We start from the raw sequence: 23,226 nt of genomic DNA, 5'->3' as shown, positions 1-23,226 counted from the left end.
CAGTACCACTACTAAGTGTGTTTTCGAAAACTCCATGTGGGCCTACGCGGATCACGTTCTCTTGCTGAATGCGAGGCAACAGATTCTTCACTCATCAACAAGCATTCAGAATTAAAATAGATTCATTACATTAAAATATCAGTTTCACAACCACGATTATCTGGGCCTAATGCGGTCCTCACCTGGGATATATCGTCTATGTATATATTTACCAAATTAAATTCTCCTGGAAACACACTCAAATAATTAGTGTGAGCGTTTTGCAGATTGATAAAGCCTTGTAGGACAAGGGCTTGGAAGACATGAAAAAGGACTTCACCCCAACCTTCGAGAAGATTTCAAGTGACCAAACCAGAAATTTTCGAGGAGGGAAGTCCCACTATGTATATTCTCCAACCATCGCTCTTTTCCTTTGAGGACTGGCTAGAAATTGACTCCAGCGATCGTCTGCCCTTGTTCTTTGCTGTCTTGGATTTACAACCCTATGCTTCGAAATTGAGAAAACAGTCACCCCAAGGCGCGAAACCTATGAATCGTGAAGCGATTCTGCGTGCACTGCTGGCTGCTCCGCTTGAAGGAATCTCAACGTTCACAAGGCTTCATGAACGGTTGGCGCGAGATATACGCTTTCGCTACCAGTGTGGGTTTCGAATCGACGAAGCAGCCCCGTCGGTCTCCAGACTGAGTCGCGTGTTTTCAGCCGTTGTTGAGTTGGGTCTCGCTGAGAAGCTCTTCATTGACCTGGTCAGTCAATGTAAAGAAGCGAGCATCATCAACGGTCGCCATTTGGCTGTGGACAGTGCCGCCGTGAAGTCCTACGAGAAAAAGCAACCTAAGTCCAAGAGCCAGGAAACGGGCAATGCCAACTGGGGCGCAAAATACGATACCTTTGGCAACAAACTTGCTTGGTTCGGATACAAATTCCACTTGGCTGTGGACACCGCGAGTGAACTGCCAGTTGCTTTGGATGTCACACCAGCGAACGTCTTTGATGGTGAGATGGCGGCGCCATTGCTGGAACACGTCGTGACGACGCACGGTTGGAAAATCGACTTTGTCATGATGGACGCTGGATATGATCAAGTCAAAAACTATGAAACGGTTCGTCAATATGGTGCACAGGCAATTATCGCGATGAACAAGCGCGGTGAAAAAGAACCGCCTGAAGGAATCGCATCGGACGGGACGCCGCGTTGCACGATGGGATATGACATGGTGTATTGGGGTGCAGACGGTGACCGACTAAAGTTTCGCTGCCCGCACGCGGTTGGGAAGGTAGATTGTCCGCTTGGAATCGCGACATGTTCCGAATCCAACTACGGTATGGTGGTCAAAAAGCGGATCACAGAAGATATTCGGCGTTACTGCGCACCACACCGAGGCACGCAGAATTGGAAGCTGTTATACAACGAGCGAACTGCTGTAGAGCGTTGTAACTGTAGAGCGTTGTAACGCAAGACTTAAGACGAATTTGACGGCGAACGACGTCCATGTCCGAGGCATTCGAAAAGTAAAGACGTACATGTTCCTCAACGCGATCGTGTTACTTGCATCGGCACTAGCTGTGAACCATATCGAACGACACAAGAAAACTGCATAAATCATAACGAGTTGACCTGACGAGAAACGGCGCTCGAATACCAGTATGTGGAATTCAGTTCACTTACCCTAGATGCTGTTCCTTTTTCACCTCTACCCAAAACGACCATTCTGCAAAACGCTCAGTGTATAACATCGGGTAGCAAATTTTCGAGAGAAGTTTGAGACAGCCTGAAACACATTGTGTAATCTTAAACTTTGCATTCACCGGGAGAGCTTTCATCCCCTACTTCACTAAGTGTTCAAAATCAGACTTCTAACTGCCTCTTCAACTAAACTACCAGAGAAACCACATGCATATATTGATTGAAACATTTTATTACGTCCTCAAGCTAATTCTCATTCCAAACGAAGCAGACAACCGAACCGCAGAATCTATTTTCTTCCAAAATTTTAGGTTAGCCATAATCATAAGAGTGGTATCGTACCGCACCGTAAAACAGATAGACTATTACCTACAAATTAACATGTTTTGAATAGATCTCTTAAAATATCACCCAAAATCATAAGAAAGGAATCTATCAGATTGTAGCTTGTAGGTATACGCCTAGTGATTAGCAAGAATCCACTCTAAGAGAATTTGTGAAGCGCACGATTGACTAGTAGCTTCGAGAGAAGACAAATCCCGACACTAACTCCATATTAAATAAAGATATTCCATTTATACGCTGATTATTGATTTAATACACTAGACAAACCATCGATCCATCAAATAACCCAATAAAAAAGGACTCAGACCGTAGTCTGAGCCCTTTCCTTCTCAACTGTTGCAACCGGTTAGCCTTGAACCGAAACGCTAATCTGCGTATCAGATGCTGTGTTTTGTGTGAAGAGCACAGTTGCTCCACTAGCATCTGTGGTGTCAATAGACTCTGTTACACCGGTTGCTGCATCACCATTCACGGCCGCCACAATGGCATTCGCAATGTCTGACACAGAATCAGTGGTCGTGATATTAGGTACCGTTACATCAATGCCATTTACAGTTACAACAAGGTTGCCACCAGTAATAGCTGTTGACGTTACAGTCAACGTTGCGGTTCCCTGAGTGCCAGCTGAACCAGCGTTACCAGCATGATAAGAAATATCAGCCGAGTTGTTGGTCGTAGGTACATTCGCACCGGTCAACGAGCCTGCAGGACCGGTCAAGTCAATTACTGAGTTGTTAGCAGAATCAACTTTTGCCGTGATGCCATCCAAGAAACCTGCAGCACTTTGACTGTTAATCGAGGATACCAATGTCTGCACCGAAGTGAATTGTTTACCATACGTGAAGGTTTCTCCACCTACGGTAACCGTGTCACCTGCGCTACCAGCGGTGTACACGAGATATGCGGTGTCAGGTGTTCCAGCAACGCCCTTCGTACCAGCAGCAAACGTTGTACCAACACCTACTGCATTCGATGTCGGTGTCGTACCCGTCGAATTACCACCAGCCCATGTCAGGGTAGCTTCTTCGGAGAAGCTAGATGCATTTGCAATACCAGTCGGCGCCGATACACCGATATACAAAGGCACGGTCGTGCTCAAATCACCATTCGTATCCGACCAGAAACCAACTTGACCGCCTGTCGTTGCAGCTGGAACAGGTGTAGATGGGTTACCATCTGTGCTGCCTTCATACTGCGTCGGGTAGCTCAAGCCACCAGCCTGCAGGGTAAGGGACACGTTACCGCTATCGTCCGAGTAAACCTCGATGGGGTCGCCAGCCTTACCGCTCCATGAAGCTACACCAGAATCACTCACGCTATAGTTTACAACATCTGTACCAAGCGGAATCGGCGTATTCACCGTGCTCCAAGATGCAGACGTACTACCGGAAGTTTGCAAGTTCAGGTTACCCGTCAATGTTATACCATTAACTTGGGTCAACCAGAGCTTGTCACTCGCGCTACCATCAGTGTAGATGTCTGTAGCAGTATCCGGTACAGGGTTGCCGTTTGCATCTTCAACTGTAAACGTTACTTTCTGCTGACCACCACCATTAATGCTTGCAGCAGCAGGCGTAAAGGTGTCAACGTAGTTCGGAGAACCACCATTAAACGTGATAGATGCAGTAGACTTCACACTACCCGACGAAACTGTGAAATTCGTTGTGCCAGTGTTGCTATTGATTACGCCAACTTCAAAATCAGAAGCGTACTTAGCACCACTTAGCGACGGGAATGCTACGCCATTCACAGTAAATCCTTTTCCTGGTGTATACTGCAGCGTTACACCACCAGCTGGGCTGGACAGAGCCTGACCGTTAATGCTGTAGATTTCCCCACCATTGTCAGCCGTCAACGAATAGGTGAACGATTGGTTAACCAATGCACCGCCCGTGTGGTGACCAGCTGCGTTTTGTGGCTCAACATAAATGTCAGTGATCTGAGGGTTGCTACCGTTCATTGGGTCAGCACCAAGTCCGCCACCCGTAATGCCACCAGCGTTAGCCGTAGCCGTCAAACCTGTCATCGATGTGTCAGAGTTTGAAGCAACATAATTATCATTGGCACCAATTGACAGGTACTTCAAGTTACTCGAAGCCTGGAATGCCAACTGATAGTCATCCGTGCTGCTGGTGTTAAGCGGTGTAGCACTCTGAACCTCACCGTTAGCTACTGGATAGATGTAGAAGTCCTCGGTCTCGACGCGTGGGTCAGTAACTGTGAAGCTAAAGTTGCCGTTCGCATCAGCCGTTACTAGATCGCCATATGCGGATGTAGCAGGCGTTCCAACCGTTACACTACCTTGAGCAATCAACGGGAAGTCTGTGGTAGTGCTGCCGCTGACATAAGCAAAATCATTGGAATCACCGTTTGGCGATGTAACCAAGATTTGTCCGTTTGCTACCGGGTTACCAGACGCATCCTGCAATTGACCCGATACCACTACATTGTCACCAATGTTTGGTGTGTTCGAGCTTACAGAGATGTTGGAAATCTTAGCCGGAATCCCACCTTGAGCAAACGAAATGTATGTCGGGTCTGGAGTGTTAACATTCGTCGGCAATCCAGAAGCTGTAACTTCCACCGTCTCACCATTCGCATCAATCAAGTTCGCTTGAGCGATACCGGAGGAGTTCGTTGCAACCTGAATCGAGGTTCCAACTGCTTGACCGGCAGAGTTTACAAACTGCGCGTGGGTCGTGCTACCGTCAGCATTAGTAACAGTCAAGGTTACCAAAGCGTTAGCTTGCGCCTGGCCATCAGCTGTTGGTGGCAATGTTACAGTAATAGGTACCGCATTACCGATGGAAGCCTTGAATGGGTTGCCAGAACCTGCGTACGGTGAGAGACCAGCTTCGTTGTTCGCAACGAATTGTACATATGCTGGTTGGCTGCTTACCGTGCCACCAGTAGAACTGCCATAAGGTGCAGTCGCTACAACTTCATAAGCATCTGTCGTACCACCAGGTGTGGTGATAGAGATAGAAGCTACGCCACTAGCGTTGGTGTAGGTCGTATACTGTGCTGCATTGGATTGCTTTGTCACGGACAAAACATTACCGTTTGCGTCCTTCACAGTCGGAAGGTCACTTGGGTAGTTACCATAGTTAGAGATGTTGAACGTAACAGCCGTATTGCCCAATGCGTTACCGCTCGCATCTGTCAATGTTGTGCTCAACGTTACAGCTGCGTCGTTAAGGGACACTGCCGGGCTGTTGATGGCACCTGTCCCACTGGTTGCACCACTAACTGCGAGGGTGCTCAAGCCAGCAGAAACGGTTGTAGAACCACCAGAAATGCTCAAACCGGTTTGGCCAGAAAAGCTACCCTGAACACCGAGAGCCGACAAAACGCTCTGAACATAATAAATCGGCAAGTAGGTCGTAGCTTGTGCCTTTGCGCCACCAGCTGGATCCTTCGCAACTTGCGTGTTGAACTTACGAACAACGGTACCGTTAACAGTAACGGTGGTGTTACCCGTACCAACAGTACCAACGGTCGGCGTTACGCCAGGAGCCGTGATAGCCCAAGTGTGGGTCGTACCATCCCAAGTAGCTGTGAAGCCAATCTTCGCAAGCGCTTGGTTGAAGTAGTAAATTGGGAAGAAACCAGTGGTGTTACCGGAATCCTTACCCGTCATTTCGTAAGGGTTAGACAAAACTTTGCCATTTACCACGATTGGCAATTGGCTCGCTTTGGTCAATCCTGTTGCTTTAGACGTTGCAGCGAACGCCATCGGAGACATTGCTCCGAGTACGACTGCTGCTGCAGCGATACCTGTAAGCGAACGTTTCAAGAGTATTTCTCCTCCCATATTCGACAAGTGAGATGAGTACTGAAGATTTGGTGACGAGGTCACCTTGGAACTTGGACTTCGTCACTGTCCCCACGAGTCCATGACGATGAACCAGTTTGTCGACGCTACCACAAGCCATGCGTTCCATGCGACAGTCGTCAAACGCCCTCATTCAATCGGCAATCCCGACACGTAGGAAGACATCCCTCCCTTCAGTGCGATGTGCACCGAATTGGTATCTATGTCATGGATTACGACATAGAATCTAGTTTTCCTGCTAAACGGAATCGATTTTCGACGTAATTCGATTTTGATTGGATACTAGAAAATTATGTACCCAAAACCATGCCTATGCTGCATTATACGCTTTCTCCTTTATTGAGTAAAGCGAAATAATAGTTTTCACCCCAAAAATTCCTTTACATCATATCGAAACATCCCATATGTATGCAAGTTTTAGAATCCTAGACCACAATTTTCGCTAAGGTTTCTAAACGAACCATTTTGGGTGATGCACGAGAACACCTGCGGTACATTCGCGGAGCACTCGAAAGGCAGATGAGACATGCGCCCAACTCGCTCCACGTATATAGACGTTGCGAATTCCAAAAACGTTACAGCGTGTTGCAAACTTTTTTTTGACACGACATGTCTCCGATATGTACAGTCGTTATGACCACTAGCCCACTTGGCAAGCGAGGAAGTGTCTTACTGGAATGAAGTTTACTACACCGCAGCTGGAAATCACAGTGGAAACTACTGAGAAGAAGTCCAGATTTATTACCACCGTTGTCCCGATTTTAGGGGTTGACGAAGCGGAACAGGCGCTTGCAGCGATTCGGGAGAAGCACAAGGGCGCCAACCACAACTGTTTCGCGTATCGCGTGGGACTGGGTGTACCGATTGAGCGATTCTCAGATGATGGGGAGCCGAGTGGCACAGCAGGGCGCCCGATACTGGAAGTGATTCGGCGGCAGCAGATCGACAATGTGCTGGTTGTGGTCACGCGGTACTTTGGTGGGATTTTGCTCGGAGCAAACGGACTGGTGCGCGCCTACGCGGATGGGGCGAGTCAAGGACTCTCCGCAGCGCCGATGCTCATCTGTGACTTAATGTGCACGCTGCATGTCACATGTGATTACGGGATATACGGGAAGTTGGAGTACACACTTGGTCAGCAAGGGATTGTCATGTACGACAAGACGTTTACCGATGTGGTCGCATTCGACATTGTGGTGCCTGAGGCGGATGTGGAGGCACAGGTGGCTGCACTATCGGAGTGGACCAACGGCCAGGTGAAAGTGGACGTACTGCCGGCTGAATACATGGGCATTGCGCAAGATGGGAGTTTGGTTCGCGGTGTCTGGCCGTCCGGGAACTCTTGAGGCCAAACTCCCTCCGGTTCCCCTTCGCGTTACAGCCATGTATTCACGTGGCGATATTCCGAGAGCACTAGAAAGTTATGACTGTCACGCCGGCGATTCATCGCGCAGTGTTTCGACATCAAGATGTCGAAGGCGAAATCAAACTGAGTATAGAGCACACTTCGCATGGCCGCGACGGGCTTTATCACCTCGCCGTCATCCAGTCGAAAATAGCCGACTGCCCCGTCGTTTCGCGTGTGGGGGTTGCGCACTTTCAGCGCCGGGTAGACCGTGTGATTGTGCGGATTGATAAATGGGGCGTACTGATGACGGCCTAATTCCAACTCGTAGGCGCGGCGGACCTCCTGCGGATCCAACATAAGCGCTTTCAAGCCCCGCCGGTACAAATTCGGCGTGGACCACGGCACATACCAGCGAGATGAATCCCTAAAAATCACCAAACTGACATTCCCATTGTAGTAAACAGGGATAAATAGGCTGACGTTTGAGATCCAATCTCGTATCGGCGGCACCTGCCGCGAGGATTGATAGACCACGGCACCCTGCAAAGGATGCACCGTGTGCTCGTCAATGACGATTTTCGTGTCGAATTTCATATCACACCACCCCTTGGGTCAATTTATCACTTGGATATTTACTCATATTATACAATTTTTGATACAAAATTGTAGTTCCATTTAAGTAATTTTCAGAATCATTTCTAGATCTATCGGCTTAGTCTTGAGGTCATGTCTTATCAATCGACGATGAACCTACAGTCCAATCGGTGCTATTTCAGGATATCGCTACATGTCTGTGTAGAATGACCCACATCGCCGATCGACATCGTTCGCCCGTATGCTCGAAGTGCGCGTAATTTACTGCGGGCCGGCCCGCGCAAGAAGGCTTATCGAGTATGGACGTTGAGACCGTGTCAATCGAAGAGGCCGTGATGCGGGCGCAGTTGGGCGAAGAATTGATGTGTCTTGAACTTCTCAGGCGGTTCCACGGGCTGATTTGTTCCGTTGCCCGGCGGTACCAAGGGACATGCGGGTTTGAGGAAGTCTACCAGGAAGCCTCTTTGTCTTTTTTGGTGGCAATTCAGCTATATAATCCCGGACGCGGACCCTTTGTCGCGTACGCTGCGCGCAAAGTGCGTGGTGATGTGCGGACCGCCATGCGACGTTTATGGCGAATCACAGATAGGCGGCAGGATGTTCACGCATTCGAAGGCGAAGTCGATGCGGATGCGTTTGAACGGGCGGTGATGGAAGGCAGTGGCGACCGAATACGCCCTCGCACAACGCCTCAGAGCGCTTGGATAACCACGGAAATCTTGCGGATGATGATAGAGGCCGCAAAGCTGAGCGAGCGCGAGCGGGCGTGGCTACATGGGTTTATTGAGGGCTGGACGCCTGAAGCCATGGCCACAGCGTTTCACGTCAGCGTCGAGACGGTGCGCACGTGGCGCAAGCGAGCCTTGGCGAAATTGCGGCAGTCGGCATTGACGCTTGGGATCACGTTTTCAGATTTTGTTTAACTGATGCCCGCGCCGGGACAGGCGGCACGGGCGGTGGAATATGTGCGCATTGGCACTGGATGGATGTGTGATGGTCAGCGCATGCTCTGCCCCGGGTGGATTGCTTTACGACTCGCGAATGGCGAGCGTCCCCTTCGTCGGGTTCAGTGTGAGCCGCAGATGATTGTCGATGAAGAAACGCAGGCCAAAGAGGCCTTGTTCGGTGAGGGTGGGATCGACCAAGCAAGGTACATTGCGGTAGAGGTGTTTCCACATGCGAATGTCGCAACGGGATACGTACGCGTTGACTGCTCCACCGACGCCGGAGATCTGGAGGGGCCCGAGATTTGGAAGACGCAGTTGACGGGCCACCTGCGGGTTGAGCGCGAGTTCGAATGCACCGGTGTCGAGCACGATATTTTGCACGCGCTGGCCGTTGATAATCGGGTCGAAGTAGAATGTGTTGTCGCGGATGCTGCCATGATACAAGGCAATGAGGTTTTTCATCGTGACGCCTCCTTTGGTGAGGGGCTGTGCGGATGACGGTGCGATCCGCATAGCCTGTCTCATGGAGGCAGGGTATGTACAAGCTGTCGCGCGTGACACGGCGCGTGTAAGGCGGCAGTAGGCACACAATTGATGCTGAAATGGTTGTGCACGTCATGGCGAACACTGAACCACCGACTTATACTAAAAATACTTAGTTTGTCGTGTATCGCTTAAGATCCTCGGTTGGTTACAGACGTATCCGTCAACACAGTCGTATAGCACACAGGGAAACGGAGGTGTTTTGGTGCAGGAACTGCTAGAGCGGTTACTAGATGAGGTAAAGGACATCCGAGAAAACATGGACGATTTAGTGCACAAGGAGGACCTCGGCGAGCTGCGATACATGTATCGGGCCTTGTTGGAGGGACAAGAAGTGCTCTCGGCACGGTTTGATGCGTTTGAGCACGACATGGTCGAAGTCAAAGCGACGCTCCTGCAACATTCGAAACTCCTTGAAGGCCTGTCAGTCAAAGTCATTGAGCACGATGTCGAGATTCGGCGATTGAATCGACGGCGCGTGTAAGCGACGGCGCAGCGGGATGGGCACTACGACTTACGCCAACATCGCAAAACAGGCCAGCACGCCTACGTGGGTGCTGGCCTGTTTTGCGACGCTCGCGTTATTCGGCGTCTGCGTCGACGATGGCGAACAGGATTTCCGCCTCGGCGACGAGTTTGCCGTCGACGTGTGCGGTGCCGCGGCCTTTGCCGATGCGGCCTTTCAGACGGTCAATCGTGACCTCTAAATCGAGCTTGTCCCCTGGTCGCACCTGACCGCGGAAGCGGGCGCCGTCGATGCCGGAGAGCAAGGGCCGCTTGCCTTCGAAGTCGTCTTGCGACAGGATGGCCACACCGCCAAGCTGTGCCATGGCCTCGACGATGAGGACGCCCGGCATGATGTTGTAATCCGGATAGTGGCCGGTGAAGTGTGGCTCGTTGGTCGTGACGAGTTTGTACCCTTTGACGCTGACGCCTGGGTTGATGTCGGTCACCCTATCCACGAGTAAAAATGGATAGCGGTGCGGCAAGATTTTTCGAATGTCCTCCACGTACAGTGGCAGATTGAAGTCCAATACGGTCACTCCTCGTCTTCTTCACCGGTGACGGACTGTGTCCATCCCGTTAGTACACGCGGCGGCGAATACTGATGATTTCCATTGATCTCACGTACAAAATCGTGGTGATATAAGACAACGCAACGGTAAACCAGAGGAACGTCTCCCCCGCCACGTCGCTGGGCCAAGCCAGGATAATGGAACAAATGCCGATATAATAGCACAGGGTGGTCACCTTGCCCCAGACGTTGGCCTTGGGTACAGCACGCTTGCCCTGAAAATAAAAAAATGCGGCCCCGAGAATCATCAGTACGTCGCGAAGCACCAAGAGCCCCGCCTGCACCCATGGTACCCTGTCGGAGTTGATTAAACTGAACAGCACGGCCACCATCATCAGTTTATCCGCGAGCGGATCTAACAGTTGTCCCGCGTACGTCTCCAACTTGTACGTCCGCGCGATGTAGCCGTCGAGCACGTCGGTCAACCCGGCAAACAGCAATACAAACAGCGCTAGGACTTTGTGTGGGCTTTGCGTTGCGTAGAACGCCCAAAGATAACAAGGAATCAATAAAAGCCTGAGCAGGGTCAACAAGTTCGGTAAGTTCAATGTTTCGCCCCCCTCTCCCGGACAGACCGCTCATCGAGCAAGCAGCACAAGTATGCCACAACACAAAAAACATTATATCAGTTGGATAGTAGATGGGAAAATAAGAAGGGGTTGTGAGGGGGATACCTTGTGAGCGATCTCGCCGCGCGCCGAGGGGCGCACCCGCCCTTACGAGCGGATGCTGTTGGCGACGCCCATCATCTGATTGGTGATGGAAATACTCTGCGCGTTCAATTGGTAGTTCTGTTGGGCCTCCATCATGTCGGCGAACATCTGCGTCTCATCGACATTGCTGGTCGCGAGGTACCCTTGCTCGACCGTCGACTGCTGCGCCGGGCGCGCCGTGCCGCCTGCGGTTAAGGCGTACAGATTGTTTCCTTGTGCCGCGAGGTGCGAGGAGGGTTCCCCAATCTCGACAATCGCCAACTGCGGACCCTTGACGTTGCCAAACGACACTTGGCCATTCGGGCCGACCGACATATTCGCTGCGTTCGCCGGGCGAATGATAGGCTGTCCGTTCGTCGAGAGCACCGGGTAGCCGTTTGGAGTGGCCAACTGGAATTGGCCGTCGAGGCGTTTACTCCAGATAAAGTTGCCCGCTTTCGTGTAGAGCGGGCCATTCGGGCCCTGTACTTCAAAGAAGCCCGGTCCCTGAATCGCGAGATCCATGCTGTTGCCCGTCTGCTGGGCGGACATACCGTCGAAATCGTTACCCTCCGAGACCGACTGCACACCCGTTCCGCCGCGCCAACCAGGCGGTGTCGTGCGGCGGGCGTTGGTGGGATCCGTGGCGGATCCATACAATTGCATCGTCAACGCATCCGCAAACGTCCCCTGGTCTTGTGCGAAGCCGACCGTATTTAAGTTCGCGAGATTATCTCCCACTCTATCGAGCCACCCGGACGACGCTTGGAGTCCGGAGAGGCCTGTCCATAATGATTGCATCGCCATGACGCTCTACTCTCCTCTGGGCCATCTCACTTGCAAAAGGGCATCCCTGCGCTGTGCGCAGCACAAATGCCTTAGCTATTGACTTTACCGACGTCGGTCACCGCGGTTTGCATGAGTTGATCTTCTGTCTGCACCATCCGCTGATTTGCCTCATAGGCGCTCGAGGCGTTCAGCATCTGCGTCATGATGGACGTCGTATTGACATTGCTCTCCTCCAGGCTGCCAGGGTTCAATTGGCCCGTGCCCGCCCGAAGCTGAGGTAAAACCGACGCGGCACTCAGGCTGTTTCCGACCATAAACTCGGTCTGCCCAAGCGGGCTCAGCTGTGTCACATCGGCGTCGACCGTACCGAGTCGCCCTGCCACGACATTGTTATTCGCGTCATAGACGCGATAGGATACCTGCCCGTTGGCGTCGGTCAACGGCTGACCATCCGCACCGAAGAGGCTTGTCCCTTCATAATTCGGATTGACGACAATGCGCCCGCCGACTATCGGTTGACCGTTCGCGCCAATCGGCAAAATAGGATGCCCTGCTGCGTCGACCAGCGTGTTGTTCCCGTCCAGCTGCAAGGCGCCGTCCTTCGTCAGCGCAATGCCCGTCGCGCCGCCCACCGACGAGTAGTCGACTGGGAAGAAGCTGTGATAGCCCATGTCGGCGTTTGTTCCGACGCGAATGGCCATCCCCTGCGCGTTCTCTTGACCCGGTACGCCAACGACCTGCCCCGCTGCGTTGGCAAACACATACGACGGATTGCCCGACGCGTCGTAATCCGGTGCGCCATCTGTTCCAGTGAGCGCCGCCGACCCTTGATACTGCGGATTGCGCACAGCATAAACGCCTGGCAACACGTTGCCGTTCGCGTCATAGACCGCAAGTGGCTGCCCGTTCACGCCAAGCCGCCCCTGCGCGCCCACGGTAACTGGGCCTGCGACACTGCCAGCGCCCTGTACGCTAGCGTAGCTGCCGCTGAGTAGCGTATCGGCAATGCCTACATCCAGTGCGCGACCGGTCTGCTGCATGGTCCCTGCAGTGAAGTCCGGCACGCCTTCCTGAAACGTGACGCCAGTGCCCATTTGTCCCACATACGAAGTCATCGGGCCACCATAAGGGGACTCATAAATGTCTTGCACAGGCGACTCGATATACTCGGCCATCGACGCCTTAAAACCCGGTGTATCGTCATTGGCGAGGTTGTTCGCCAGCAACTGCTGCGTGAGTTCGTTGACATTCATGCCTGCGGCAGCCGTCGTAAGCCCCGGTATCATGTTCGTTCTCTCCTATCCAAAGTAAACCTTAGCAATCAACTAAACCAGCGCCGACGGCGGCTGGGTTTCGTCTGTTGTTCGCGATACCGACGCCATTCTGGGCTGTCGAGCACTTGTCCCGTGCCGATGACGACGCACTGCATCGGATTCTCGGCGATGTGCACCGGAATCTGCAATTCTTCCTGCATCAGCTTGTCCAAACCGTCGACCAATGCACCGCCGCCCGTCAACATGACGCCTTTGTCAAAGATGTCAGCAGCCAATTCCGGCGACGTCTTCTCCAGGACGCCTTTGGTCGCCTGGACAATCGCCTGAACTGGTTCCTGCAGCGCAGACCTCATCTCTTCTGCATGGACCGTCACCGTCTTCGGAAGACCTGTGACCATGTCGCGACCGCGCACGTCCATCTCGTTTTGTCGGCCGCCAGGGAATACGGTCGCCAGTTCCTTCTTCAATTCTTCCGCGGTCCGCTCGCCAATCATCAGGTTATACTCCCGACGGATGTACTTCACGATGGCTTCGTCGAGCTTGTCGCCCGCGATACGAAGAGAGGCGGAGGTGACGACGTCGCCAAGAGACAGGACAGCGATGTCCGTCGTTCCCCCACCAATGTCGACGACCATGCTGCCGCTGGGCTCAAAGATGTTGAGTCCCGCACCAATGGCAGCTGCTTTTGGTTCTTCAATCAAATCCACATGCTTCACGCCAACCGCCTCCGCAGCTTCGCGTACCGCCTTTTTCTCGACGGACGTGATACCAGCAGGAATGCAAATCATGAGGCGCGGCTTCGCAAACGCACTTTTGCCGATGGTCTTGTTCAAAAAGTGGCGGAGCATAATTTCCGTCACGTCGAAATCCGCAATCACACCTTCGCGAAGCGGGCGAATCGCCACGATATTACCGGGTGTTCGCCCGAGCATGCGGCGGGCCTCTTCGCCGACCGCAACCACCTGTTTTGTCACCTGATCTATCGCAACGACGGAGGGTTCATCGAGTACAATTCCTTGTCCTTTGACGTGCACCAGCACGTTCGCGGTTCCTAAGTCGACTCCAATATCCCGAGAAAACATTTGCGGCGAGTCCTCCTAATCTAGGGCGTGCACCGAAGCGTACAATGCGTTCATATGTTCGTGCATAAGGTAGTAGAATGATATTAACTAGAATGTAGTTCTACAGGCCGCTGGAAACTCCTTTACGAGATTCGAAGTTTTTCGACTCAATTTGCGGCTCGTCTTCCTTATGATACTTCATCTTTGTCGCTTCGCCACCACGTAGATGTCGGATGGACTTGTGGTACTCAAGAATTTCTTTGACGCGATTGGCCAAATCCGGATTAATTTCCGGCAGGCGCTCCGTTAAATCCTTGTGCACCGTACTTTTGGAAACGCCAAATTCACGGGCTATCGTGCGGACGGTGTTGCGCGTCTCGACGATATACTCCCCGATTTTAAGAGTACGCTCCTTGATGTAGTCATGCACTCCCCTCGCCTCCCCATGCAGGTCAGATGGTCTGATACAGTATATGAGGGGGTGTACACCGTATGCCTTGGCTGAACCGCGCAAGGCTTGGACTATCAGGCTTTTCGACCTGTCCACCACAGAGACCTCCCGGGAAATAAGTCTCAACACCTTATTACCCAGGCCTTTTTTAACATTCGGTAGCCCATTTTCTGCGACCGCTAAATTTTTTGTCGATCCACGCCGTCCAGTTGCAACAGACAAGCCCCACGAAGCACTTCGGTGATTTTTGGATTTTTGCGCAATGGCCCAAGACACAAAAAAGAACCGCCCCGGGCTTCCGAGACGGCAGATGAGTCAAGCGTCTACTGTTGTGATTATTGCTTTGGCAGGACGGATTGTGGATCGATAGGCTCATTGTTGTAATCGACTTCGAAATAAAGGTGGTTCCCCTGACCCTTTTCGAACGTGTTGGAGCCTGCCGTACCAATCGTCTGACCCTGGTGAATCTTCTCGCCAGCCTTGACGTCAACCGATTCGAGCGATTGATAGGTTTCTGTGTACCCATCGTCGCTTTGAACGACCACTTCTTGGCCGTAGAGCGGTTGGTCGTCAACCTTGGTGACTGTACCACTCAGCGCTGCGTCGACTTCGAAACTCGATCCGCCCTCGGTCTTGATATCAATCCCCTTATGCGGATAATACTCGTTGTCGTACTCGACGAGTGCAGATTCCTGTTCCTTCAAGGTACCTTTGACTGGGAAGAACGGAACGGTCACTTCCGTCTGCGTACCGTCCGCAACCGGCCAGACAAACGGTTCCTTCGGCTCTGTAATCGACGTGCTCGTCGTGTCGCTCGTGGCGGTATCATTGGCAGACGTCGAACTCGTCGGACTGGATCCCATTTGGCTACGGGCATACATCAATCCGATGATGACGGCTGCTGCTCCAAGGTAGATAGCTGGATAGAGCCAGCGCTTTGACATGACCCGTTTTGCAGCTGTTGGACGCCCCGTCGATTTATTGTTTTGGGCATCCGGAGTCTTCTTTTCATGGTTCGGATGTTGTTTTTCATCCATTTGGCGCTCACCTCAGTAGTGAGTCTCGCCACGGAAAATAGATTCTATACCTAGTGTCCAAAAAAGGACTAGAATGGGTTCTCTTATAAGAAAGAAACCGGTCATAGACCTACAGGCATCAGGTAACTTTCGTGTCCGATTGAATCGATGTTCCTGGATAGAAATGGGATATTATAGTCTGCCAACCCATCCCGCGCGCGGCCAGCGCTTGCGCTTCGTGTAAACTCATCCCGAGGTCTAGTCCGCGTCCGTGCGTCGTGATCGTCAAATTCCCACCACTAGACTTCCAAGTAAAGTCGGCGGACGGCAGGTTCAACGCGGCAGAAAAGTCCGCGCCTGAAATCGTCTTGGTCCCGCTCGACACCGCCGTCACAAATCCGTCCGACGCCCGCGTCAGTTTCAGTTTCGCCACGTCCACTTGGTTTAAGCCGAACGCCTGTCCCAACTCTCGCGCGGTGAAGGTGTGGGTGGTGGTGGCGTCGGGATCAACCTTATCATCCGGGCACGCGATGGCCGTCAAGTAGGGTATCTTCTGATGCAGCGCAGCTTGGCTCGTGCGCGTCTCGCCCGGCGACACATCAAACATAAATGCGAGAATCGGCTGCTGCTGATAGGTCACAATCAACCCGTCCGTCTCCTCCACCGCCGCCTGCAGCTGCGAAAGAAACTGGAGCGACTGACTGGGGTACTCCGCTTCAATGTCTGATTGTGAGGACAGGGGGAGATCGAGCCCCGAATCATCCGTGACATTTGCATCGTGTTTCGCAGCGACGCCCCCCGGCGCGCCGCTTATCATCGCGTGAATCGCATACGTCCGCGTCGCCACCGCCGCTGCCTTCAAACTGGCCATCGGCGCACCGGGCGAAAACTCGGCGGCCAGCACGTCCAGCACATAGTCGTTGAGCGCCATAGAGGTCGTCGTGTCGCTAGACGTTTGGTAGACGCGCACCGTCCGTTTCGCGTCCGCCGTGTGAAGCCAAGCCGTCACGTCCGGCATCGCGCCGCGGTGCACCAACTTCGCAACGATAGTCGGGACGCCAATCATTCCAAAGAATATCAGCGCCACGCAAACGACGAATCGTATCACCTCGCCAGGCGTCACAGCAGGGCCACTGTCCCCCGTCTGCCGCCCAGGTCCTGCGGGCGCTTGGCGTTGCTTCTGATAGGCTTTCGATCCCACTGCCACAAACCGCCGCTGCCTCATCTGAGCTGCATCTCCTTTCAGTATCGATGGCCGGGGCCGGGTAGGTTTCACCGGGGCACGAGTATCGGGCGTGGGCGCCTGGTGCCTGGTGTCTGGTGCGGCGCCAGCGCGGCGTCTGGCGTGGCACCGGAGGCCCAGGTGGGCGCCTGGCGCGGCACTAGAGGCCGATATGGGCGCCTGGTGCCCCGACAAGTAGGTTGCTCGTGCCCCGGATTACTTGACTAGCAGATAGATATGCGTCGATAGACATCGATATGAAAGGCTGTCCTGGTGATAGGTAGATGGGGGTGGGGGCGCGTGGGCCGGGGGGGCGTGGCAGAGTAGCGGTGTAAGTGATGTGGCGCGGGCCGGGGCGCGTGGGCCGGGAGACGCGAGGTGGGGCGTGGAGCGGAGCGCGTGGTATGGGTGGCTGGGGCCGGGATCCGGCGGATTAAGACACATTTCATGCCTTATTCGGATTCTTTGGTTTCTTCCGGCGGATTTTAGACATAATTTATGCTCTATTGCCCCTCAAAACCTCTATTTCCGCCCATTCGGTAGCCAATAAGGTATTTTTCCTACTCTATTTTCACGTTTTCTCCGGATCCGGCACAAATAAGGCACAAATTCTGCTCTATTCGCGGCGGGATGCCCGCCCTGCCCGCCCCGCCAGCCTAAGCGCGGCCACATGCAAAGCGCTGTGCAGGGCGCAGCAACACGCACTCAGCCACACGCCCCGGGGCGCCCGCCTAACAAAAAAGACCGCCCATCTCGGACGGTCCCCATTGACCATGCTGAAATTGCTATATGGGCTTCGCTTCGCGTGCGGACGCGACGTCACCCAAGTGCCCCACTGCCGCCCAGGCCAAAGCGCCCGTCAGGTGCCAAGCACCCAAGCACCCAAGCACCCAAGCACCCAAGCACCCAAGCACCCAAGCACCCAAGCACCCAAGCACCCAAGCACCAAGTCAGGCACCATGCGTCAAATCGCGCACCGCGACCCTGGACGGCATCCAGCCGCCCCGACCAGCGCCTAGCCACGCAAGCCATGCTCCGGCCCGGCCAGCGCCAAAGCGCCATGCCTCCGGCCGGCCCCCGACCGAATCAGCCCGCTGATTCGGCGCGCAAAGGGATGGTTTCCTCGTCGTCGTAGCGCTCGATTTTTGCGCCGATGGCTTGGAACTTGCCGACGAGGTTGTCGTAGCCCCTGTCGATGTGGTGCAGGCCGTGTACTTCTGTGAGGCCATCGGCCATCAAGCCGGCGATGACGAGCGCAGCACCAGCGCGCAAGTCAGTCGACGTGACGCGAGCGCCGGATAGGCGATCAACGCCATCGACCACCGCTGTACGACCTTCGATGTGAATGTTCGCGCCCATCCGTTGGAGCTCGGCCACGTGCATGAAGCGGTTCTCGAAGACGGTCTCCGTAACCGTGCTCGTGCCCGAAGCGACCGTGAGGGCCGCGAGCATCTGAGCCTGCATATCCGTCGGGTAGGACGGATAATAGTGCGTCTTCACGTCGAGCGGACGCATGCGGCCAGATTCGCAAGGCCAGACCTTGATGCCGTCGACCCTGTCCTCGATTTGGGCGCCTGCCTCTTCGAGTTTCGCGATAAGCGACATGATGTGCTGCGACACCGCATTTTCAACATACAGGCCGTTGCCCATCAAGGCGCCTGCCACCAGGAACGTGCCCGCCTCGATTCTATCCGGAATCACAGAGTGAGATGCCCCGTGCATCACGTCGACGCCGTCAATGCGGATGATATCCGTGCCCGCACCGCGGACGCGGGCGCCCATGGCGTTGAGGTAATTGGCGAGATCGACATTTTCAGGCTCCTTCGCCGCATTCTCAATGACGGTCTGCCCCTCTGCCAACGCCGCCGCCATCATGATGTTCTGCGTCGCGCCGACACTTGGGATATCGAGATAAATGCGCGCCCCGCGCAAGCCGCCCGCAGGCGCCTTGAGGTGGACAAAACCGTTCTCCACCGTCGCCTTGGCACCCATCGCCTCAAGTCCCTTGATGTGCAAATCAACTGGGCGCGGCCCAATGTTGCAGCCGCCGGGCAATGCGATGCTCGCCTCGCCAAAGCGCGCCAAAAGCGGACCTGCCACAACAAACGAGGCTCGCATGCGGCGAACGAGATCGTACGGAGGCGTCACACTGTGGATATTCTGTGCGTTGATGCGGACACCGCCGCGCTTCCACTCGACGACTGCGCCGAGCGCCGCCACGGTATTCGCCATATTTTCCACATCTAAGAGATGCGGGACTTCATCAATTTCGCTGATGCCTTCTGCTGCGAGCAGGCTTGCAGCCAATATCGGTAAGACGGCGTTCTTTGCACCGCTCACGCGGACGGACCCTTCCAGCCGATGCCCGCCTTCGATAAGTATTCTTGCCATTCCGTAACCTCCGCTCAAGTCTCAGGACTCCTCGTCACGAAGCGTTACGTGGACGTGTCGCCTAGTACGTAGTGGTTATGATTGGTGTTCCGACCAAGACGTCAGTTCTATGATGGTATGTATCGTCATGAACCGCTACTTGAACGTCCATGCGCTTCCCATTCGTATCAATGTACGTCAACGGGTCTGCGGAATACCCCGATAGACTGGTCTCCAGTTGCGTGCGCAGCGCCTCCACCGTCGTCGCATGAACGCTCGCAAGCGCCGTCGATGCAATGGCGTTCGCCTGCGCTTCGTCCGTCTCAGTCGGTAGCGTCCCAGTCAGGTACGCGCTCATCTGCGGCGTCCCCTGCACTGCAGCCACCATCTGTTCCACCGTGTCGTACTGCTGGGCAAACAAATTCATCCCCGCTGCCGTGCCGAGCGCGGTGACCGTTAGCACCGATTCATCGCCGGTGCTCGTCGTCTGCTGCGAGGCCTGCTCTCCCTGGAGACTGGTCAAAACCATGCGTACATCTGTGGATCCCGACCAAGTCCCGTCCACTTGATAAAACGTTTCATTTTGTTCGGACCGAGTAGTTACTTTCGCGTTCGTTAAATCAAATTCCTGCTCCAACTGGATCGCGATGGTTTCCAATTGTTTCTCCGTGTGGTATTCGTCATCCAGCACGGTCCAATCGTGAATCGCGTATCCCGTCGGTGTCGCCTTCATCGCTGACATCGCCGTCTGCAAATAGTTCAACTGCCGGACCCCGTCCGACGCAGCCGACGTCGTGTCAACCGGCTGACTCATCGTCGATGCCTGAACGGTCGATCCCGACGGACTATGCACAAGGCAAGCACCTATGGCAACCAAAACACCCGCCCATCCGAACTGTTTGACCCTTCGCTTGATCCGGCGATTTCTGAGTCGAGCCATTCGCTTCTGTGCGCTAGTTTGTGCCATTTGTACTGCCTCCATCCAACCGTAAGATTTGTCGCGCTTCGCGTTCTCGCGAATCTCGCGTTTCTATCAACAGGTTGGACAGATTGAAGGCCGTTTATACCGACTTCATACTACGATTTACTAGTTTCACTCGTCTAGTAGCCAATTGCCGCGCTCGAGTGACCCACACTGCTGTACCATCATACAATTACGACCCCGGCCCCCGAAGAACGGGGGTCGTCTGTGCGCCCATTCGACAAAATGTGACGCACACGTGCGCGCACGACGGCCACACGATGGCGCTAAAGTGCGCGCACAAACATCATAGCACCAAGTAACAAGAGTGCCACAAGAACTGCAACAATGCCCCCGAGAAGCGCAAGGAAGAATCGAAGCATCTGAACCTGCGAACTCAACGGCTGGTTCACAAACTTATCCCATTTGACCGCACCAAGGGCCCACCAGGCAGCAACCAGCCCCAAAAAGAAAAACAGCAATGTCACGGTGCCGTCAACGCCCAGTGTCAACGGGGTATTTGCCGCTGTGTTCGTCACGCCCAGTTCACCTCATCAACCATCCGTTTCCCATCCACTGGAATCACCCGTTACAGTCCTCCTATAGAACTGCTTGACTGCGCCTGAACGCCATCACGACAGCGCCCAACATCAGCAAGCCGGCGACGGCGACAATCGCAATCTGCCAGCTTGACGCGATCACGACAGGCCATACCAACCAAACGTAAAAACCGCCCGACAGCCCAAGAATTGCAGCAATCCGCAACGGCATCCCCGTCGTTGACGCCCACGGTCGCGGCTGTACAAACCTCGGTGCAAGTGCAACCGTGGCAATGGCCAAGAGGGATCCGATAAACCATACCCAAATCAGCCACATCGGACCATGCCAGGAAGCGCTTGTGACCTGATAGTGAATCTCGCTCAATTGTACCGTGTGAAGTACATGCCACGCTACCCACGTCGGCAGAGTTTGTAAAATTGTCGCGATCGCCAAGGCAACCGATCCCACAACCCTCACCTCAAGCGCCCGCACGCCCTCCCGAAGCGTCGCCCGCCACACAACATATATGGCACCGAGCACGGCAATGGCCACCCCGACAAACGCCTGCCCCAAAGACGGCGCCAAAATCAAGATGGACAGCCCGAACGTCACCCACGCCATCAACAGCGCCTCGTCGTGCGCCACCTCGGTCACATCAGCCGCAGACGCAGCCCGCCACCTCCACCCCATCCAGAGCGCACAGAGCACATACAGAATCAGCGTGATGATGGAGGTCGCCAGACCGACCCGAAAACCTTCATAGTGCTGCAGCCCGAACAACGAAAACAGGTATGTCTCCGTCTCCCCATGACTGAACAGCACACCTATCAACCCTAGGAGCGCAGCAATGCTCGATACCGCATAGAGACACGTAGACAATGAATAAGACACCCGCGACGGGGTTCGAGGACCAGAAATAACAAGAAACACAAGTCCAGAAAGTGACAACAGGGACGACAACCAAATCCAAGAAGTCAAACCAATCCTCCTTACGGTGGGTGGTATCAACGTCGGGTTACAAAGCCTGCCTGGAGGCGCACGAACGACACGGCACCCGATGCGAACAGGCAGCGGCGACAGATTTCCGATTTCCGCCGGGAGCCAAACCGAGGACGGGCACCACTAGTGTATGAGCCTCCTCAGACATTATGAAGCATCTGCTAAGTATGCCCAAATCAACCCGCCCTGTCCATCGCGATGACCCATGCCAAATCTTCTATGCTGCTGGAATCACCTGAATAAAGTAAATACCTAACTTATCATGATGTCCAGTCGCCGGGGCGGCGGGCGGCGGGCGGCGGCGGGCGTGGGTGAGCCGCGGCGGTGAGGGCTTGGCACGCAGGCCACCGGCTGGATGCCAGGCGCTTAAGGGCGAAAAAGTGCCTTATTCCGCTGGCCTAGCCGCACAAGTGTGAATTAAGGCAACTGACGTGCCTTAATCCGCGTCATGATGCGGATTTTGGGGTTTATCCGGGCAAATAAAGTAAAATTCCTGCCCTATATCGGCCATTCTCCCCGCCATCGCGCAAATAGGGCAGATAATGTGCCTTATCACGCCATGCACGCACGGGACTGAGGGCTTGGCGCCAGCCACCGGAGCCGCTTCTCGTCAATCGCGCCACACAACACACCCCGATCCGCGCCCACATCGGCCACCCGGGTACATTAAGGTCGAATTTCTACCTTATTCTCTGCCTTTCCGGCCGTCGGCACTGATTAAGGCACGTAAAATGTCTTAATGCGCTCATCCTGGCCGTATTCCCGGTAGATCCGGGCAAATAAGGTAGAAATTCTGCGCTATATCGCCCGATCCGCCCGTCTCGACACAAATAGCGCAGATAATGTGCCTTATTGCCACCGTCTCCATCGCCAGCCGCCCAGGCCCCCTGCCGACGCGGCCCCCGGCCACAACCCAGCCCTCCTCGATCACGCCGCCCATCCTCAACCGCGCCCCTGCGCGCTCCACAAACACAAACACCCGACGCGAAAGGCGCCGGGTGTCGTGGGTAATCTGTGATTTTGTTGCGCTTATTGGGCGCTTGTGAGAAAGCCATTCAACTTCTGATGCTCTTCAATTGCCTGGAGGCGAAGCTCTGACCGCAACAGTGCATCCTTGGCGCGGTTCACATCGACGTCGTCGGCACTTTGGCTGAGGCGGCGCTCTGCGCGCTCCTTGGCCAATTGTGCACGGTCGGCGTCGATATCCTCCGGCAATTCGGCGGTATCTGCCAACAAGGTGATCTTGTCGGGCAGAATCTCGACGAATCCGCCGGAGACTGGAATGACGTCCTCGCGGCCATCTTCCAGTTTAATGCGAACCAAACAAGGTTTCACGGAAGTTGCCAGGGGCATGTGCCTCGGCAAAATGCCGAGCTCGCCATATCCGCCCTGAAGCGTCACCATCCGAACGTCCTGTTCGAGAATGACGCGCTCAGGCGTCACGATTTCGAGAGGTACCGTTAGCAACCCGCTCACCTA

At 54.2% G+C, this 23,226-nt stretch carries 20 protein-coding genes and 1 pseudogene; 4 read left to right on the top strand and 17 right to left on the bottom strand.

Annotation, left to right across the window (positions count from 1 at the left end; genetic code table 11):
- The first annotated feature begins 381 nt into the window (after positions 1–381).
- Positions 382–1,600: pseudogene (locus K1I37_RS02995) on the top strand (transposase).
- 776 nt (positions 1,601–2,376) lie between these two features.
- Here K1I37_RS02995 and K1I37_RS02990 read toward each other — a convergent pair.
- Positions 2,377–5,826: a beta strand repeat-containing protein gene (locus K1I37_RS02990; protein ID WP_242215977.1), complete on the bottom strand. Its 3,450-nt coding sequence runs from the start codon at positions 5,824–5,826 to the stop codon at positions 2,377–2,379.
- 716 nt (positions 5,827–6,542) lie between these two features.
- Between K1I37_RS02990 and K1I37_RS02985 the strand changes: the two genes are divergently transcribed.
- Entirely contained in the window at positions 6,543–7,211 is a 669-nt protein-coding gene (locus tag K1I37_RS02985) for a YigZ family protein (RefSeq protein ID WP_021296854.1), read from the top strand.
- Between the two features lie 29 nt (positions 7,212–7,240).
- On the opposite strand, the gene K1I37_RS02980 is transcribed toward K1I37_RS02985, so the two are convergent.
- Positions 7,241–7,807 (bottom strand): hypothetical protein, encoded by a 567-nt coding sequence (locus tag K1I37_RS02980; RefSeq protein ID WP_021296853.1) that lies wholly within the window; start codon positions 7,805–7,807, stop codon positions 7,241–7,243.
- A 299-nt stretch (positions 7,808–8,106) separates the two neighbouring features.
- Here K1I37_RS02980 and K1I37_RS02975 point away from each other — a divergent pair, with 299 nt between their 5' ends.
- A complete protein-coding gene (locus K1I37_RS02975; RefSeq protein WP_021296852.1) occupies positions 8,107–8,730 on the top strand; it encodes a sigma-70 family RNA polymerase sigma factor in 624 nt (207 codons plus the stop codon).
- A 105-nt stretch (positions 8,731–8,835) separates the two neighbouring features.
- On the opposite strand, the gene K1I37_RS02970 is transcribed toward K1I37_RS02975, so the two are convergent.
- Positions 8,836–9,216 carry a retropepsin-like aspartic protease gene (locus K1I37_RS02970; RefSeq protein WP_021296851.1) on the bottom strand — a complete coding sequence of 127 codons (381 nt, stop codon included), beginning with the start codon at positions 9,214–9,216 and terminating at the stop codon, positions 8,836–8,838.
- A gap of 286 nt (positions 9,217–9,502) precedes the next feature.
- Between K1I37_RS02970 and K1I37_RS02965 the strand changes: the two genes are divergently transcribed.
- Positions 9,503–9,781, top strand: coding sequence for a hypothetical protein (locus K1I37_RS02965; RefSeq protein WP_021296850.1), 279 nt, complete (start codon positions 9,503–9,505; stop codon positions 9,779–9,781).
- 97 nt (positions 9,782–9,878) lie between these two features.
- Here K1I37_RS02965 and fabZ read toward each other — a convergent pair whose 3' ends face one another.
- The 14 genes from fabZ to atpC form a co-directional block, all read right to left on the bottom strand.
- Positions 9,879–10,331 carry a 3-hydroxyacyl-ACP dehydratase FabZ gene (fabZ, locus tag K1I37_RS02960; RefSeq protein WP_021296849.1) on the bottom strand — a complete coding sequence of 151 codons (453 nt, stop codon included), beginning with the start codon at positions 10,329–10,331 and terminating at the stop codon, positions 9,879–9,881.
- Positions 10,332–10,380: 49 nt separating this feature from the next.
- A complete protein-coding gene (pgsA, locus tag K1I37_RS02955; RefSeq protein WP_021296848.1) occupies positions 10,381–10,920 on the bottom strand; it encodes a CDP-diacylglycerol--glycerol-3-phosphate 3-phosphatidyltransferase in 540 nt (179 codons plus the stop codon).
- A gap of 168 nt (positions 10,921–11,088) precedes the next feature.
- A complete protein-coding gene (locus tag K1I37_RS02950; RefSeq protein ID WP_021296847.1) occupies positions 11,089–11,871 on the bottom strand; it encodes a flagellar hook-basal body protein in 783 nt (260 codons plus the stop codon).
- A 71-nt stretch (positions 11,872–11,942) separates the two neighbouring features.
- A complete protein-coding gene (locus K1I37_RS02945; RefSeq protein ID WP_021296846.1) occupies positions 11,943–13,139 on the bottom strand; it encodes a flagellar basal body rod C-terminal domain-containing protein in 1,197 nt (398 codons plus the stop codon).
- A 35-nt stretch (positions 13,140–13,174) separates the two neighbouring features.
- Positions 13,175–14,209 carry a rod shape-determining protein gene (gene mreB / locus K1I37_RS02940; RefSeq protein ID WP_021296845.1) on the bottom strand — a complete coding sequence of 345 codons (1,035 nt, stop codon included), beginning with the start codon at positions 14,207–14,209 and terminating at the stop codon, positions 13,175–13,177.
- A 100-nt stretch (positions 14,210–14,309) separates the two neighbouring features.
- Positions 14,310–14,618, bottom strand: coding sequence for a sporulation transcriptional regulator SpoIIID (gene spoIIID / locus K1I37_RS02935; RefSeq protein ID WP_021296844.1), 309 nt, complete (start codon positions 14,616–14,618; stop codon positions 14,310–14,312).
- Positions 14,619–14,974: 356 nt separating this feature from the next.
- Positions 14,975–15,676 carry a M23 family metallopeptidase gene (locus K1I37_RS02930; RefSeq protein ID WP_021296843.1) on the bottom strand — a complete coding sequence of 234 codons (702 nt, stop codon included), beginning with the start codon at positions 15,674–15,676 and terminating at the stop codon, positions 14,975–14,977.
- A 118-nt stretch (positions 15,677–15,794) separates the two neighbouring features.
- Positions 15,795–16,880 carry a SpoIID/LytB domain-containing protein gene (locus tag K1I37_RS02925; protein WP_021296842.1) on the bottom strand — a complete coding sequence of 362 codons (1,086 nt, stop codon included), beginning with the start codon at positions 16,878–16,880 and terminating at the stop codon, positions 15,795–15,797.
- An 816-nt stretch (positions 16,881–17,696) separates the two neighbouring features.
- On the bottom strand, positions 17,697–17,900 hold the full coding sequence (locus K1I37_RS02920) for a hypothetical protein (protein WP_161624357.1): 204 nt from the start codon (positions 17,898–17,900) through the stop codon (positions 17,697–17,699).
- Positions 17,901–17,963: 63 nt separating this feature from the next.
- Complete coding sequence (gene murA, locus K1I37_RS02915; RefSeq protein ID WP_021296841.1) at positions 17,964–19,268, bottom strand: UDP-N-acetylglucosamine 1-carboxyvinyltransferase; 1,305 nt, start codon at positions 19,266–19,268, stop codon at positions 17,964–17,966.
- A gap of 61 nt (positions 19,269–19,329) precedes the next feature.
- Positions 19,330–20,214 carry a YwmB family TATA-box binding protein gene (locus K1I37_RS02910; protein WP_021296840.1) on the bottom strand — a complete coding sequence of 295 codons (885 nt, stop codon included), beginning with the start codon at positions 20,212–20,214 and terminating at the stop codon, positions 19,330–19,332.
- Between the two features lie 281 nt (positions 20,215–20,495).
- Complete coding sequence (locus K1I37_RS02905) at positions 20,496–20,747, bottom strand: DUF1146 family protein (protein WP_021296839.1); 252 nt, start codon at positions 20,745–20,747, stop codon at positions 20,496–20,498.
- A 61-nt stretch (positions 20,748–20,808) separates the two neighbouring features.
- On the bottom strand, positions 20,809–21,726 hold the full coding sequence (locus K1I37_RS02900; protein ID WP_021296838.1) for a hypothetical protein: 918 nt from the start codon (positions 21,724–21,726) through the stop codon (positions 20,809–20,811).
- 1,050 nt (positions 21,727–22,776) lie between these two features.
- Positions 22,777–23,214 carry an ATP synthase F1 subunit epsilon gene (gene atpC, locus K1I37_RS02895; protein WP_031218768.1) on the bottom strand — a complete coding sequence of 146 codons (438 nt, stop codon included), beginning with the start codon at positions 23,212–23,214 and terminating at the stop codon, positions 22,777–22,779.
- Positions 23,215–23,226 lie beyond the last annotated feature (12 nt).

The organism is Alicyclobacillus acidoterrestris (assembly GCF_022674245.1).
Lineage (GTDB): Bacteria > Bacillota > Bacilli > Alicyclobacillales > Alicyclobacillaceae > Alicyclobacillus > Alicyclobacillus acidoterrestris.
This window is presented reverse-complemented; position numbering and strand designations above follow the sequence as displayed.